Source organism: Lysobacter avium, assembly GCF_015209745.1.
GTDB lineage: Bacteria > Pseudomonadota > Gammaproteobacteria > Xanthomonadales > Xanthomonadaceae > Novilysobacter > Novilysobacter avium.
This window is the reverse complement of sequence record NZ_CP063657.1, coordinates 2,144,820-2,159,704: the sequence shown is the minus strand read 5'-3', so window position 1 is coordinate 2,159,704 and position 14,885 is coordinate 2,144,820. Positions and strand designations below refer to the sequence as shown.

15 protein-coding genes are annotated in these 14,885 nt (G+C 68.7%); 3 read left to right on the top strand and 12 right to left on the bottom strand.

Features of this window, described 5'->3' with window-relative positions; translation table 11 throughout:
• Positions 1-55: 55 nt before the first annotated feature.
• The 5 genes from INQ42_RS09775 to INQ42_RS09755 form a co-directional block, all read right to left on the bottom strand.
• A complete protein-coding gene (locus INQ42_RS09775) occupies positions 56-499 on the bottom strand; it encodes a hypothetical protein (RefSeq protein ID WP_194034097.1) in 444 nt (147 codons plus the stop codon).
• Between the two features lie 34 nt (positions 500-533).
• Entirely contained in the window at positions 534-2,309 is a 1,776-nt protein-coding gene (locus tag INQ42_RS09770) for an N-acetylmuramidase domain-containing protein (protein WP_194034096.1), read from the bottom strand.
• Positions 2,310-2,433: 124 nt separating this feature from the next.
• Positions 2,434-3,030 carry a YceI family protein gene (locus tag INQ42_RS09765; RefSeq protein WP_194034095.1) on the bottom strand — a complete coding sequence of 199 codons (597 nt, stop codon included), beginning with the start codon at positions 3,028-3,030 and terminating at the stop codon, positions 2,434-2,436.
• The gene (locus INQ42_RS09760; protein WP_194034094.1) at positions 3,027-3,611 is read right to left on the bottom strand and encodes a cytochrome b; all 585 of its coding nucleotides are present in this window, start codon (positions 3,609-3,611) and stop codon (positions 3,027-3,029) included. The genes INQ42_RS09765 and INQ42_RS09760 overlap by 4 nt, the downstream gene beginning before the upstream one ends.
• Positions 3,608-4,219, bottom strand: a complete 612-nt coding sequence (locus tag INQ42_RS09755) for a YceI family protein (RefSeq protein ID WP_194035846.1) — start codon at positions 4,217-4,219, stop codon at positions 3,608-3,610. The genes INQ42_RS09760 and INQ42_RS09755 overlap by 4 nt, the downstream gene beginning before the upstream one ends.
• A 272-nt stretch (positions 4,220-4,491) precedes the next feature.
• Here INQ42_RS09755 and INQ42_RS09750 point away from each other — a divergent pair, with 272 nt between their 5' ends.
• Positions 4,492-8,097: a hybrid sensor histidine kinase/response regulator gene (locus INQ42_RS09750; protein ID WP_194034093.1), complete on the top strand. Its 3,606-nt coding sequence runs from the start codon at positions 4,492-4,494 to the stop codon at positions 8,095-8,097.
• 379 nt (positions 8,098-8,476) lie between these two features.
• Here INQ42_RS09750 and hemE read toward each other — a convergent pair whose 3' ends face one another.
• The 4 genes from hemE to INQ42_RS09730 all read right to left on the bottom strand — a co-directional run bounded on the left by hemE (position 8,477) and on the right by INQ42_RS09730 (position 11,639).
• Complete coding sequence (gene hemE / locus INQ42_RS09745) at positions 8,477-9,544, bottom strand: uroporphyrinogen decarboxylase (protein WP_407070811.1); 1,068 nt, start codon at positions 9,542-9,544, stop codon at positions 8,477-8,479.
• Positions 9,545-9,651: 107 nt separating this feature from the next.
• Positions 9,652-9,906 carry a WGR domain-containing protein gene (locus tag INQ42_RS09740; RefSeq protein WP_194034091.1) on the bottom strand — a complete coding sequence of 85 codons (255 nt, stop codon included), beginning with the start codon at positions 9,904-9,906 and terminating at the stop codon, positions 9,652-9,654.
• A gap of 63 nt (positions 9,907-9,969) precedes the next feature.
• Positions 9,970-11,091, bottom strand: a complete 1,122-nt coding sequence (aroB, locus tag INQ42_RS09735; RefSeq protein WP_194034090.1) for a 3-dehydroquinate synthase — start codon at positions 11,089-11,091, stop codon at positions 9,970-9,972.
• Positions 11,088-11,639, bottom strand: coding sequence for a shikimate kinase (locus INQ42_RS09730; protein WP_194034089.1), 552 nt, complete (start codon positions 11,637-11,639; stop codon positions 11,088-11,090). Before INQ42_RS09730 ends, aroB begins: the two co-directional genes overlap by 4 nt.
• Before the next feature lie 123 nt (positions 11,640-11,762).
• On the opposite strand from INQ42_RS09730, the gene INQ42_RS09725 reads away from it, so the two are divergent.
• Together INQ42_RS09725 and pdxH are read left to right on the top strand one after the other, a co-directional pair.
• On the top strand, positions 11,763-11,966 hold the full coding sequence (locus INQ42_RS09725) for a dodecin family protein (protein ID WP_194034088.1): 204 nt from the start codon (positions 11,763-11,765) through the stop codon (positions 11,964-11,966).
• 60 nt (positions 11,967-12,026) lie between these two features.
• Positions 12,027-12,629 (top strand): pyridoxamine 5'-phosphate oxidase, encoded by a 603-nt coding sequence (gene pdxH / locus INQ42_RS09720; protein WP_194034087.1) that lies wholly within the window; start codon positions 12,027-12,029, stop codon positions 12,627-12,629.
• A gap of 66 nt (positions 12,630-12,695) precedes the next feature.
• Here pdxH and INQ42_RS09715 read toward each other — a convergent pair whose 3' ends face one another.
• Genes INQ42_RS09715 through proC form a run of 3 tightly spaced genes read right to left on the bottom strand, consistent with a single transcriptional unit; the run spans position 12,696 to position 14,873 of the window.
• Entirely contained in the window at positions 12,696-13,490 is a 795-nt protein-coding gene (locus INQ42_RS09715; protein ID WP_194035845.1) for a cobalamin-binding protein, read from the bottom strand.
• A gap of 11 nt (positions 13,491-13,501) precedes the next feature.
• A complete protein-coding gene (locus tag INQ42_RS09710; protein ID WP_194034086.1) occupies positions 13,502-13,978 on the bottom strand; it encodes a DUF4426 domain-containing protein in 477 nt (158 codons plus the stop codon).
• A gap of 43 nt (positions 13,979-14,021) precedes the next feature.
• A complete protein-coding gene (gene proC / locus INQ42_RS09705; RefSeq protein WP_194034085.1) occupies positions 14,022-14,873 on the bottom strand; it encodes a pyrroline-5-carboxylate reductase in 852 nt (283 codons plus the stop codon).
• Positions 14,874-14,885 lie beyond the last annotated feature (12 nt).

The following is a 14,885-nucleotide window of genomic DNA, read 5'->3' as shown; positions in this document are numbered from 1 at the left end:
ATGAGGGGGCGTGGCCAACCGGCGGTCGCCCACCGCACCGGCGGTCGCCAGCAGATCAATCGAGCTTGAACAGCGCCTCGGGCGCGCCATAGTCCGCCGCCCACGGCTGCCACGCCATGTCGGTCGGCCCGATGGCCTGGGCGCGAACGACCCATTCGCCGTCCTCCTTCTCCAGCAGGCCGGCATAGACCTGGGAGACAAAGCCGGCTTCGGCCGCCTCCGCCATCGAGGTGCGCGCATAGTCCACCGGGCCGCCATCACTGGCCTGCATGTGGGCGTAGAGGAAGGCCCACTCGCCCTGTATGGCCAGGCGCTCGACCACGAACTGGACGGTGCGGCCGATCTCCTCGTCGATCGAGGCGCGTGCGCTGTCGAGGATGGCAGCGCGCTCGGGGGATCCTGGATTGGGGATGTGCAACGCGGACGGTGTCTGGGCGTGGTTGGTTGGCATGCAGGCAAAACCCATCAGTAGGAGCATCAAGAATGACAGGGTTCGCATGCGCGTCTCCTGACGGACCGGTGCAACCGGTCTATCACTTGCGTGGCGGCGTCAGGTACCAGGCGTTGCCGAACGGGTTGCCGTAGCTGACCTTCTGCGGACCGGAGCCGCCACCGGTGTTGTTGGAACCGATCAGGGTGATCTTGCCATTGTTGTTGCTGTGCACCAGCTCGACGTGTCCGCCGTTGTTGACGATGGCCACGTCACCCGGCCGCGCCTGCGACGCGGGAACCACGGTCCAGCCGGCGGCCTTCAACTTCGTGCCCAGTGCCTGCGGGTTGCCGCTGTTGGAGCCGGTGACCAGGTTGGTGTGGAAGTTGATCAGCCCGGCCTTCTGCAGGACGGCGGAGACGAAGTTCGCGCAGTTGACGGTGTTGGGGACGCTTGGGTCCATTGGCAGGTGGCCGCTGACCTTCAGGTCGCCGGCCCACCAGCCCAGATACTTCTCGGCGATCCTGGCGGCATCCGAACTGCTGCCGCCGACCGGCGCGGGGGTATCGACCTTGCTGTCGCCGCGGACCGGGGGATTGCCGGGAGTGCCGCCCGCCGGCGCGCCCACGGCTGCATTGCCGGGAATGTGTACCGTCTGGCCGGGATGGATCAGGTGGATATCGCGGATCTGCGGGTTGGCCGCGCTCAGCGCCGCCAGCGACACGCCGTGCTGCTGGGCGATGCCGCTCAGGGTGTCGCCGCTGCGAACGGTGTGGCTGGCCGCCGCACCACTGCCGCCTGGAATCTTGACGACCTGGTTCGGGAAGATCAGGTCGATGTTGCGGATCTGCGGATTGGCTGCGGCGAGAGCGGAGAGTGAAACGCCGTGCGCCTGCGCGATGCCGCTGAGGGTGTCGCCCGAGCGCACCGAGTAGGTTCCCGTGCTGGCCTGCGGCGCGGTCGGTGCAGGCGCCGTCGGAGCGGTGGGGGAGGTCGGCCCGGTCGAGGTTCCGCCGCTGGCCACCGGCGGCGGGTTGCTGCCGGCGTACTTGGCGTAGGCGGCCGCCATCTTGCCGTCGTAGTTGTTCTTGGCGTAGCCCGGACCGTTGTAGCCGCGCGCAAAGCCGGCCCAGTCCTTGTTCTGCAACTTGCCCTTCAGCCCGGCTGACTCGATGAAGCTGACGAACGCGTCCAGCTGGCTGCCCGCCGAGCTGCGCATCGCGTCGACGAACTTGCCAACGCTGTCGTAGCCAACCATTTTGTGGTTGAAGCCCATGATCTGGAATTCGCCCCAGGAGGCCGACTTCATCGCTGCCGCCGGGTCGAGCTTGAACGCCTGCTCGAAGCGGGCGTGCTGGTTCGCGCCGCTGGCGCCGTAGCCACCCGGCGAGCCGCTGATGCCCGGATGCGAGCCGTTGAAGCGACCGCCGGTTTCGCGGGCGAAGATGTGCCGTTCGAACAGGATCTTTGGGCGGCCATCGGCGAGGAAGCCGCCCCCGGAGGACTCCACATCCGCGACCGCGCGCACGGTTGCGACGTCCACACCAAGGGTGTTGGCGGCGCGCTGGTAATCGGCCATGGTCAACTGGGTGGAACCGGCTTTGGCAGCGGTGCTGCCCGCGGCGGACTTGTGGGCCTGTACGGGTGCACCGCCGGAGTTGCTCTGCGTCTGCGCGCCCGGCACCGTGATGCGGTCGCCGGAATAGATGACGTTGGGATTGAGGACCTGCGGGTTGGCGGCCTTCAACGCGGACAGGCTGACGCCGTACTGCTTCGCGATCCCCGACAGCGTGTCGCCATGCTGGACGGTGTGCTGGCGGCCGCGGCCGGCGTCGATGCGTTGCGGCTGGGCCGCTGAGATTGCACTGAGAACAGTCATTCCCTGATCCTCGCATTTGGGCAGTAACCCACGGTTCGCGGGTCATGCCTGCATTCCAACACTGCGGCCGGGCGGGGTCACTCGGGGCCTCCCCCAGCTGGGGTTTACCCGAGGTCGGCGGGATTCACGGCGCCGGGGCGAAGTTGACCCGCGTGCTGACCGCCACTTTCGCGGGAATCATCCCCGGGTCCGACCAGTCGCCGCCGCCGACGCCGAACGCCAGCCGGTCCACGCTGGCCCGCCCGGCAAGGACCGGCGTCGCGCCGTCTTTCCAGGTGAAGGTCAGCGTCACCGGGTGTTTGGCGTCGCGCAGGCTCAGGGTGCCGTCCGCCGCGTAGCGGTCCTCGCCGAGATGGCGGAATCGCGTGGCGACAAAACGGGCCTGCGGGAACAGCTTGCTGGCGAAAAAGTCGCCGCCCTGCAGGGTGTCGTCGCGCTCGGGGTTGGCGGTGGTCGCGCTGGCCAGCGGAATGGTCACGTCAAGGTTTGCGTCATCCAGTTGCTGCGGGTCAAAGCGCAGTCGGGTGGTGAAGCTGGCGAAATGGCCGGTGAAGATCTCGCCCTCAAAGCTGGAGGCAAAGGTCAGCGTGGATCCGGGCGCCTGCACGTAATCGGCGGCAACTACGCCGCTGCTGGCGAAGGCCAGGCCTGCTGCGAGTGACAACACCTGCAGCAAACCGGGACGGGTGCGGGCGGGATTCGGGCGCGAAGGGTTGATCATCGGGAATTCCGGTTGGAAGAAGGAGGAGGCGTCCGGCGGCCGGGCAGCATCCGCCGCAGCGTGCCGTCGCCGACAAAGTAGTGGTGGTAGAGGGCCGCACCGGCGTGCATGAGGATCAGCAGCACCAGGACCCAGAAGATCCAGCCGTGCGCGTCGCGGGCGATCTCCCGCACACCGGTATTGGGGGCAATGAGCTTGGGTACCTGGAACAGGTCGAACCAGCGCAGCGGACGCAGGCCGCTGGCTGAGTCGAACAGCCATCCGGAAAGCGGCATGGCGATGATCAGCCCGTACAGCAGCCAGTGGGTGACCCGGGCGAGTAGCAGTTGCCACCGGGGGATGCTTGCGATCGGGGTCGGCGCCCCGGCGTACAGCCGCCACGCCAAACGGATCACCGCCAGCGCGAGCACGGTCAGACCCAGCGACTTGTGCAGATTGAAGACCCAGAAGTAGCTCGGCGACTTGGGCAGGCTGTCCAGCGACAGTCCGATGATCGCCATCGCCAGGATCGCCACGGCGATGGTCCAGTGCAGGAACTGGCTCACCGCGCCCCAGCGGTCGGCGGGGTTCTTCAGGCTCATTGCAAAGCTCCGGGTTCGAGTTCGGGTTTCGATTTCGTTTCCGCTTCCGCTTCCGCTTCCGCCTCGAATTCGGGCTCTGCTGGGGCCGAGCGCGAACGGACGGCCTCTGCCTCGATCCGGATGGTCACTTCATCGCCGATGACCGAAGGCCACGCGGTGATGCCGAAGTCGCTGCGGCTCAACATGGCGGTGGCGGAAAATCCGGCAGTGCGGCGGAACGGTGGCATTGGATGACGCTTGATCGCATTGACGGTGACATCCATGCAAAGCGGCCTTGTCACCCCGTGCAGCGTGAGTTCGCCGCAAACGCGGGCCTTCCCGTCCCCGGTCGGTATGGCGCTTTGAGACGTGAACCGGGCCAGCGGGTGTGCCTGGGCATCCAGCAGCCGCTGCGCAAGTGTTGCGCGATTCCACGACGGGTCGCCCAGGTCCACGCGCTCCAGCGGAACCGTCGCATCCAGCCGGGTCTGCTGCCAGTCGTCGGGATCGAATGTGAGTGTGCCGGTGCTGCCAGACACCGTGCCCAGTGCCTGCGAGAAGCCGGCGTGGGACACCGCGAACATCACCCGGGTGTGGACGGGATCGAGCTCCCATGTGGGAGCGTCCATGGCCAATGCCGGCGCAGCCACGGTCAGCGCGATGAACAAAGCCAGCGCGGAGGTCAGCCAGCGCGGATGCCGGACCTCCGCGCCGCTGATCGAGGCGCGCGGGTCGATGCGTCGTGGTTTGGACGGGTGGACGAGCATGTGACCGATTCTAGACAGGTCGCGCATCGCAGGGGTGCGCTCCGACTTGCCGTGGGGTTCACAATCCTTGAATGTGCGTCCGGGGAGGGGACGCAAGGAACGGCGGGTTCGCGCGTCCGACACGGGAGGAAGGGATGCGACACATCATTGCGTGGCTGCTGTTGGGGGCATGCGGACTGCTGCTGGTACCCGGTGCCAGCGCACGGGTGCCCGACGTTCCGCGTCTGCGCCATATTGACGTCGCCGCAGGGCTCCCATCGAGCACCGTCAAGAGCCTGAAGTTCGACGCCGACGGCTTTCTCTGGCTGGCCACCACCGACGGGCTGGCGCGGTACGACGGCGTCGGCATGCAGGTATGGCGCCACGATCCGGGAGATCCGAGCTCGCTGCCGGCCAACTACGTGACCCTGGTCCACGTCGACCCGGCGGGTCGCATCTGGGTGGCGCCCGAAGGCCATGGCCTGAGCGTCCTCGACAGCGCGCATGAAAGCTTCCGCCATTACCGCCTGGCGACCCATCCGCAAATCGGCAGCGACGACATCTGGGCACTGGTGAGCCACGAGGGCGCGCTGTGGATGGGGGGCTACGGAGGCGGGGTGTCGCGGATGGACGACGCTGGGACGATCACCCGGTTCACGGCAAGCGAGGACACGCTCCGCAGCCTGCCGTCGGACATCGTCCTGTCGCTGGTGGTGGACGGGCAGGGCGTGCTCTGGGCGGGGACCACCAAGGGCCTGGCGCGCTGGACGGGAACGGATTTCGAGCGCGTCGCGCTGCCCGGCGACCACGCATCCCCATTGATCTATTCCCTGGCGGCGTTTGACGGCGGCCTCTGGGTGGGCGCGGCGGAGGGGGTTTTCCGCCGCAGCGCTGATGGCCGCTGGGAGCAGCCGGAGTGGTCGGCGATGTTCGAGCGGCCCAACGCCATCCTGCACATCCTGCCGGGCGAGGATGGCGAGTTGTGGATCTCGAGCCAGCGTCAGCTGTGGCGCGCGGTTGCAGGTCAGGTGCCGGTACCGGTGCCGATCGGTGCCAAGGGTCCGGCGCTTTCGATCAGCGAGATGATCAAGCAGGACAGCGGAGCGATATGGATTCCCGTGCCGGGGGTCGGGCTGGGCTACCTGCCGCCGGACTGGCGCCGGATCGCCCAGTTCAGTCGAGACCGCGATGGTCTGTCGGCGGATCTGTACAGCGCCATTGCGCCGGCGCGGGACGGCGGCGTCTGGCTGGGAGGAATGCGCGCCGAACTGGAGCGTCTGGACCCGGACGGGCTGCTGATACCGGCGAAACCCGAAACCGTCGCGGCCCTCCAGGGCATGACCTCGTTCACCCTGCGCGAAGATCCCGCCGGCCGCCTGTGGGTCGGTCAGCGCCGCGAGCTGGTCAGGATCGACGCGCACGGCGCGGTCCGACGCTGGGGGCAGGATGGTTCGCCCGACGCGACCCTGCCCGGTCCATTGACCCTGATGGATCTGGCGCCCGACGGAACCTTGTGGATGTCGTTTGCCGGTGCCGGCGTGCAGCAGCGTGAGCTGGCCACCGGTCGCGTCCTGCTGACGGTACCGCCAGGCCCCGCGCACGGACTGGGGGTGGGAGACCACCACGCGATGGCGTTCGATGCAGGGGGCGCGCCGTGGTTCGGCGGTGCCGATGGCGTCCTGCGCTGGAGCGCGGATGCAGGTCGCTTCGAGCCGGCACCGGGCATCCGTCGCGACGGGCGGGTGTTTGCGCTGGGTTTTGCCGGGGCCGACGACCTGTGGGTGCAGCGGCTGTCGGGGCTCGAGCACTATCGACGCGAGGGCGAGGGCTGGTCATTGGTGGCCACCGCCGGCGCAAGACACGGCATCCCGGCGGTGGAGGGGGCCGGCTTGCAGATCGACCGGCAGGGCCGGGTCTGGCTCTCAACGCCGCGCGGGCTTTATCGGTGGGATCCCGACGCGGGGCAGACCCGCCACTTCGGCCTGTTCGACGGGCTGAGCAGCCAGGAGTTCGTCAACCGCACGCTGGTGCAGACGCCCGATGGTGTGATGGTCTCGGCGCTGGCCGACGGCGGCGTGGTGCTGGTCGACAGTCTCGCCACCGATCTGCCGCCAGTCCGCTCGCCACTGCACTGGGACCGGTTCGAGGTGCGCCGCGACGGCCGCTGGCTGCCGATGGACCTGCAGGGACCGCTGGCCTTGGCGCCCGGGGATCGCGAATTGCGCGTGCAGCTGCGCCTGCTGGCCTACGACAAGCCCAAGGCCAACGCCTACGTCACCCTGCTGGAGGGCTACGACCGGGATTGGGTCAACCACGGTGCCGAGGGTGAGCGGATCTTTGCCGGCCTGGCGCCAGGCCAGTACACCCTGCGTGCTCGTGCGGAGGATGCCGTCGGCAACGAGGCCGCGGAACAGGTGCTGCACTTCCGGGTCCAGCCACCGTGGTGGCAGACCGGCGCGGCGAGGGTGGCGATGGTTTGCCTGCTGTTGTTGATGGCCTGGTGGGCGGTGCTGGAGTCACGTCGCCGCATCGAGCGGCGACAGGCGTGGAAGCGCGCCGAACACGAGCGCGAGGTTGCCCATGAGGCGTCCTTGGCGAAGACCCGCTTCCTGGCCACCCTCGGCCACGAGGTCCGTACCCCGATGACCGGCGTGCTGGGCATGAGCGAGTTGCTGCTCGGCACCGACCTGGATACCCGGCAGCGCAGCTACACCACGTCCATCCACCGCGCCGGGGAGCACCTGCTGCGCCTGGTCAACGATGCGCTGGACCTGGCCCGGATCGAGTCGGGCAAGCTGGAGCTGGCCACCGACGAGTTTGATCTGCACGCACTCATGGACGAGCTGGCCGAGATGAGCGCGCCGTTGGTGGAGGCGCGCGGACTGGCGTTCGTCGTGGACCGCGATCCTGCGACCCCGCGCCGCGTGCGCGGCGACGCCGTGCGGATCCGGCAGATCCTGTTGAACCTGATCGGCAACGCGGTGAAGTTCACCGAGCGCGGCTCCATCCGGCTGGCCATCGCACCCGCCGACGCGGGCGGGGTGGTCCTTTGCATCAGCGACACCGGTCCCGGTCTCAACGAGGAGCAGGTGTCGCGCCTGTTCCGTCGCTTCGAGCAGGCCGATGGCTTGCGCACCGCCGCACGCTACGGCGGCAGCGGTCTGGGGCTGGCGATCTGCCAGGAACTGGCGGCAGCCATGGGCGGCACGATCGAGGTCACCAGCGCTCCCGGCGAAGGCGCGAGTTTTGAGGTCCGCCTGCCGCTGGAGGTCATCGCAGAAGAGCCGTCGGACGAGCGGGGTGTCGCGCAGGCGTCGTCGGCGTCGGCATTGGCAGACTCGCCGACACTCGCATCGCCCGCCAGCATCCCTGCGAGGAACGGTGGTCGGGATGAAGCGGGAGCTGCGGGCCTGTCGCTGCTGCTGGTGGAGGACGACCCGATCGTTGCCGACGTGATTAGCGGGCTGCTGCGCGGCCAGGGGCATGCGGTGGTGCATGCAGCCCACGGGCTGGCGGCGCTGGCCGAGTCGAGCATGAACCGCTTCGACGCCGCGTTGCTGGATCTGGATCTGCCGGGCCTCGATGGCCTGTCGCTGGCGCGTCAGCTGCGCGCGCAGGGCTTCAGCCAGCCGCTGATTGCGGTGACTGCGCGTGCCGACGCGGATGCCGAGCCGCAGGCAATGGCCGCCGGCTTCGATCGCTTCCTGCGCAAGCCGGTGACCGGGGCGATGCTGCGAGAGGCGCTGGCCGCAGCACGCTGAAGGATGCACCGGGGGGCGAGACCTCCAGGCCTTCAGGGCGAATGTCCCACGGCCTCCGTCTGCTGATGCATGTGGTGGGCGAGACCTGCAGACCTTCAGGGCGAATGTCCCCCGGCCTCCGCCTGCGGCGGAGGCCTCCTCCTTTATTTCGCCCCGAAGGCCTGCAGGTCTCGCTTGCGGGGCACGCATGCACGCCCGGTCGGTGCTGAGCCAACCTCAAGCCGGAGAACCGGGTGCGAATGCCTTTGGGTGTGAAATCAAGGAGGAGGCACCGGCCTCATCGGTGCCGGGGGACATTCACACCCAAGGGCAGTCGTTCCCGGCGTGACCAACCCAGCGCTGCCCGTGTTACCAACCCAGCCAACGCTGACCGGTGTCCTCAGCGCGCGCTGAGTTCGTGCACCGCCTCGACCATCACCGCCACATGCTCGGGCTTCATGTCCGGCGACATGCCATGGCCGAGGTTGAAGACGTGACCCTCGCGCGAGCCGCCGTTGCCGTCGCGGTAGCTGTCCAGCGCGCGGCCAACATGTTGGCGGATCGCCTCGGGATCGGCGTACAGGGTGACCGGATCCAGGTTGCCCTGGATCGCTACCTTGCCGCCGGTGCGGCGCACGGCATCGCCCAGGTCGATTGTCCAGTCCACGCCCACGCCTTCTGCGCCGGTCTCGGCCAGCTCGCTGACGTAGGCGCCGTTGCCCTTGCCGAACAGGATCAGCGGCGTGCGGTCGGCACCGTGGCCGCGCTCGACCTCGGCGGCGATGCGCTGCATGTAGCGCAGCGAGAACTCGCGGTACATGGACGGCGACAGCACGCCGCCCCAGGTGTCAAACAGCTGCAGCGCCTGGGCGCCGGCGGCGCGCTGCGCCGAGAGGTAGGCGATGACGGCATCGGTGGTGACTTCCAGCAACTGGTGCATGGCGGCCGGGTCGTTCATTGCCAGTGACTTGACCCGGGCAAAGTCCTTGCTGCCGCTGCCCTCGACCATGTAGCAGGCCAGCGTCCACGGACTGCCGGAGAAGCCGATCAGTGGCACCTTGTTGTCGAGCTCGCGGCGAATCGTGCGGATCGCCTCCATCACGTAGCCCAGGTCGCTTTCCATGTCCGGCACGCCGAGTTTGGCGATATCGGCCGCGGTGCGAACGGGGCGCTCGAACTTCGGGCCCTCGCCCTCGACGAAATGCAGGCCCAGGCCCATCGCGTCGGGGATGGTGAGGATGTCGGAGAACAGGATCGCCGCGTCCAGCGGGAAGCGCCGCAGCGGCTGCAAGGTGACCTCGCAGGCGAGCTCGGGGTTGGTCGCCAGGCCCATGAAGCTGCCGGCCTGGGCGCGGGTGGCGCGGTATTCGGGCAGGTAGCGACCGGCCTGGCGCATCAGCCAGACCGGCGTGTGGTCAACGGGTTCGCGACGCAGGGCGCGCAGGAAACGATCGTTCTGGGGCTGGATGGACAAGGCTGTGGTTCCTCGAAAAGTCGTTGCCCGGAGCAGGGCAGGCGAAGCGGCAGGGCGGTGCCGTAATGGAGCGGGCGGCACCCGATGCGGGATGGCGTGGTTCAGCGGGGCGCCGCCGCCCCCTGGGTAAACATCTGCTGGAAGCCGCGCTTGAGCTGCTGGTCGCGGGCGCGTTCAAAGGCGGCGATCGCGCTGTCGTGGTCCAGGAACTGCTCGCGGCGGACCTGGCTGCGACCGCCCATCACGCCGGTCTCGCGGACCAGCATCCAGCCGCCGAGCAGGTCGGGCTGCAACATCAGCTGCACGAAGCGGGGCGCCTCGGCGTCGTCGGGTCGTTGTTGCATCAGCAGGCGCATGGCTTGATTGTACGGGCTTGCGCAGCCGACGGCCGGCGTCCACGGGCCGCCGGCCCTGCCTGTTCAGCCAGCCAGCACGGCTAGCACCGTGGCTTCCTCGACCCCTGGCACGACCCGGGCGCGGCCGGCGCCGTCGGCGAGGATGAAGCGGATGCCGCTGGCGTCGGCTTTCTTGTCCAAGTGCATCCGGGTGAGCAGCGCGTCCGGGGTAAGACCTTCCGGAATGGACGTCGGCAACTCCAACCGCTGCAACAGCCGCTGCAGGCGATCGCCGGCGCTGGCCGGAGCGAGCCCCAGCGCCGCTGACAGGCGCATCGCCAGGATCATGCCGACCGCCACTGCTTCGCCGTGGTTGAGGCCGCCGCCATGGGTGCCGGCATAGCCCTGCTCGACCTCGATGGCGTGGCCGAAGGTATGGCCGAAGTTGAGCAGGGCGCGGTCGCCGTGCTCGAGCAGGTCGCGGCCGACGACGGCGGCCTTGAACGCGCAGCAGCGCGCGATGGCTTCGGCAGTGATCGCCGGGTCGCGCGCCAGCAACGCCTCGGCGTGCGCTTCCAGCCAGTCCAGGAATCCGGCGTCAGCCGGGTCCAGCGAAACGGCCGTCACGCCGTACTTGACCACCTCGGCGAGCCCGGAGCGCAGCTCCCGGTCGGGCAGGGTGTGCAGCACGCTGGTGTCGGCGATCACCGCGCGCGGTGGATGGAACGCACCGACCAGATTCTTGCCGGCGGGCAGGTCGACCGCGGTCTTGCCGCCCACCGAGGAGTCGACCATCGCCAGCAGCGTCGTCGGAATCTGGACCACGTCAATGCCGCGCATCCAGCAGGCCCCGGCGAAACCGGCCAGATCGCCGATCACGCCGCCGCCCAGGGCGATCACCGCCGCGTCGCGGGTGGCGCCAAGCTCGGCAAGCGCGTCCAGGGCCTGGCCGAAGCGCTGCAGGGTCTTTTCATGTTCGCCCGGAGGGATGATCAGCCGGGCGATTGCCAGTTCGGGGCGGGCGGCCTGCAATGCCGCCTGTACACGGTCGGCGTACAGCGGCGCGACGTTGCGGTCGCTGACGATGAGGGCATGGCGGCCGCGGACGGTTGCGGCCAGCAAGGCGCCGTCATCCAGCAGGTCCGCGCCAATGGAGATCGTGTACGGATGGGCGCCATCGACGGCGACCGTGAGGATCGCGCTCATGCACCGTCTCCGCTGCGCAGCCAGGTCGGCAGTCGGTCCAGGATCCGTGCGCAGACTTCCGACGGCGCGAAGCCATCGGTATCGATCCGCAGCTGGGCCACGGCGGCGTACAGCGGGTCACGCTCGGTCGCCAGCGCGTGCAGGACTGCTGACGGATCGGGGTGATGCAGCAGCGGCCGAGCGGTATCACCGGCGGCCCGCGCCAGCTGGGTGGCCGGATTGGCGTGGAGGTGGACCACAAAGCCGCGCTCGGACAACAGCGTCCGGGTGCGGGCGTCGAGCACCGCGCCGCCGCCGGTGGCCAGCACGATGCCGTCCTGCTTCAGCAGGTCGGCCAGCATCGCCCGCTCGCGCCTGCGGAATCCCGCCTCGCCTTCGCTTCCGAAAATGGCCGCGATGCTGGCGCCGGCCTCGCGCTCGATCTCCGCGTCCGCGTCCATCAGGCGCAGTCCGCAGCGCTGCGCCAGTTCGCGCCCGATCCGCGTTTTCCCGGCTGCCATCGGGCCGACGAGGATGATGTTGCGCGGCTCACGGGCGGGCTCGGTCATGACGGCGATTGTAGGTCGCCGCGCATCCGTGTTGCCCGCCTGTTGCACATCTTTCACAACACGCTGGCTAGGGTTGGAGCTTCCGGTCGCATAACGCCAAACCGGTGCAAAGGAGAATCAACCATGTCAGTCGCAAAAGTCATCGAACTCAACGCCGCCTCGGAAAAGAGCATGGAAGACGCGGTCCAGCGTGGTCTGAAGAAGGCCGCCGAATCGGTCAAGAACATCAAGGGTGCCTGGGTCAACGAAGTCAAGGTCGTGACCGACGAAAACGGCAACATCAACGAGTGGCGCGTCAACATGAAGGTGAACTTCATCGTGCAGTAAAGCGACGCCTGCCACTCAGGACGGGTGCGGTCAGCGCCGCATCCGGCCCACAATAGGCGCATGACTGCCATCGACCTGTTGTCTGAAGCCAACGCCACCTTTGCCGCGCTGTTTGAACAGGCGCGGCAGGCCGGTGAGCCCGACCCGACTGCCATGAGCGTGGCCACCGCCAGCCTGGGCGCACGGCCATCCACCCGCATGGTGCTGTTGAAGCAGCACGACGAGCGCGGGTTTGTGTTCTACACGCATCTGGACGGGCGCAAGGGCAGGGAACTGCAGGACAACCCCTATGCTGCGCTGCTGTTCCATTGGCCCCGGGTCAAGGCCGGCGTGCAGGTGCGTGTCGAGGGCGGTGTGTCGATCGTGGCCGACGAGGAGGCCGATGCGTACTTTGCATCGCGCCCGCGCGGCAGCCAGATCGGCGCGTGGGCGTCGCTGCAGTCGGAGACGCTGGACGACCCGCAGACCTTCCACGAACGCGTGGCGCAGGTCGAGCAGGAATTTGCCGGCCGCGACGTCCCGCGTCCGCCACGGTGGACCGGGCTTCGCGTACGGCCCATGTCGATCGAGTTCTGGTACGGCGGCAACTTCCGCCTGCACGAGCGTTGCCTCTACGAATGCGACCCGGCGGGCCACTGGAGCAAGCGGATGCTGTACCCCTGACGCAACGTCGGCGGCACCCTCAGTGCAACGTCGACGACGTGGCGAGCGGTGTCTGGCGCAGTCCTGTCAGGCCTGCCGCTGCGCCCAGCCCTGAATGATCGCTTCCAGCGCATCGATGCCGTCGGTCAGCGCGGCCGGTCCCGGCTGCAGGATCAGCGGCGATTTGACCTCGTGCAGTTCGCTGTTGCGCACCGCCGGCACATCCTCCCAGCCGGGACGCGCGGCCACGTGCCCGGGGCGGAACTTCTTGCCGCACCAGCTGCCTATGATGATGTCGGGCTGGTGCCGCGCCGCCTCCAGCGGGTCGGCAAGGATGCGGTCGCGGCCCAGTGACATCGCCGCGCGCTCGGGAAAGATGTCGTCGCCGCCGGCGATGTTGACCAGCTCGGAGACCCACTGGATCGCCGAGATCTGCGGCTCGTCCCATTCCTCGAAATAGACTTTCGGCCGGCGTGGCAACGTCGAGGCGCGTCTGCGGATGGCCTCCAGCCGCGTCTCAAGGGTCGCTGCCAGCTCCGCCGAGCGATCCGCCGCACCCACCAGCGCGCCCAGTCGCCGGATGTAGTCGATGATTCCGTCGACGCTGCGGTGATTGCTGATCCAGACCTCCACCCCGGCGCGGATCAGGTCGGCGGCGATGTCGGCCTGGATGTCGGAGAAGCCGAGCACCATGTCCGGCTTGAGGTCCAGGATGCGGTCGATCTTCGCGCTGGTGAACGCGCTGACCTTGGGCTTCTCGCGGCGCGCGCGCGGCGGGCGCACGGTGAAGCCGCTGATGCCGACGATCCGGTCCTGTTCGCCGAGCAGGTACAGCGTCTCGGTCGGTTCCTCGGTCATGCAGACGATGCGCTGCGGGCCCATCGCGCGCGCGGTCACTGGGGCTGGAACTCACGGGTGAACTGCATGGTCTTGCGCGCGCCGTCCTCCAGGGTGATGTCGATCTCGAACTTCAAGGTGTCCGGCAGGCTTACCTGCACAGTGCCCACGTAGTCCATCAGCTCGCCGCTGCTCAGCTCGCGCAACTCGATGGGGCGACGCCCGCCGCGCAGGTCGCTGACCGTCGCCACCACGTTCGCGGGCACCGAAACCTCCGCGCTGCCCTCGCCGCGACGCAGGCCGACCAGCAGCATGATCTGGTCGTCGGCGCGGCGGATGCCGTACTTCTCGGCAACCAGGCTGCCCAGCATCGCGGTCGGCATCACCGTCGCCCGCGCGGTCACGTCGCCGATGGTGACGACGGTGTCCTGCGAGTCGGCCAGCGTCGCTGCCGGGACCGGCGCGGCCGGTTCACCGCTGCACGCGCTTAGCAGGCCGACGCCTAGCGCCATGAAAAACAGGGAGGTTCGCAAGGTCGTGCTCCTGCAAAGCGGATGTCGGGACCGCGGCGCGGTGTCAGTCATCGTTGGCGGCGGACAGTTCGCGGCCACGCGCGGCGGCAGCGGCCACGGCGCGATCGACCAGCTCGCGCAGGCCACCTTTCTCGAACGTCTCCACCGCCGCGTGCGTCGTCCCGCCCGGCGAGGTCACGTTGCGGCGCAAGTCCGCGGCGGCCTCGTCGCGCTCGGTCAACATCCGGCTCGCGCCCAACAGGGTCTGGTTGGCCAGAAGGCGCGCGGTCTCCGCCGACAGGCCCTGGCGGACGCCGGCCGCCTGCAGCGCTTCGGCGAACAGGAACACGTAGGCCGGACCACTGCCCGATACCGCCGTCACCGCGTCCATCTGCGCCTCGTCCTCGATCCATACCGTCGGCCCGACCGCGTCCAACAGGCGCTCGGCCTGACCGCGCTGGGTCGGGTCGACCTGCGCGTTGGCGAACAGCCCGGTCATGCCTGCGCCGATCAGCGAGGGCGTGTTGGGCATCGCCCGGATCACCGCCGCATCCCCGCCCAGCCACGCCGAGAGCTGCGTGCTGGACAGCCCGGCGGCGATGGAGACCGCCAGCGGCCGGGCGCTGTGCGCAATGTCCACCACCTCGGCGCACACGGCGCGCATTACCTGCGGCTTCACCGCCAGCACCCACACGCTGGCCTGGTCGACCGCCTCGGTGGCGCTGGGGAAGACCTGCACGCCGAAGTCGGCGAACAACGCCTCGCGCACGGCGGCCACCGGATCGGCGACGCGGACGCGGGACGGGTCGGCGCCGCGCGCGATCATGCCGCCGATCAGGCTGCGCGCCATGTTGCCGCCACCTATGAAGGCGACGATTGGGGTGGTTGGGGATGTCGAGGGGCTTGTATCAGTCATGGAACCTGCCTG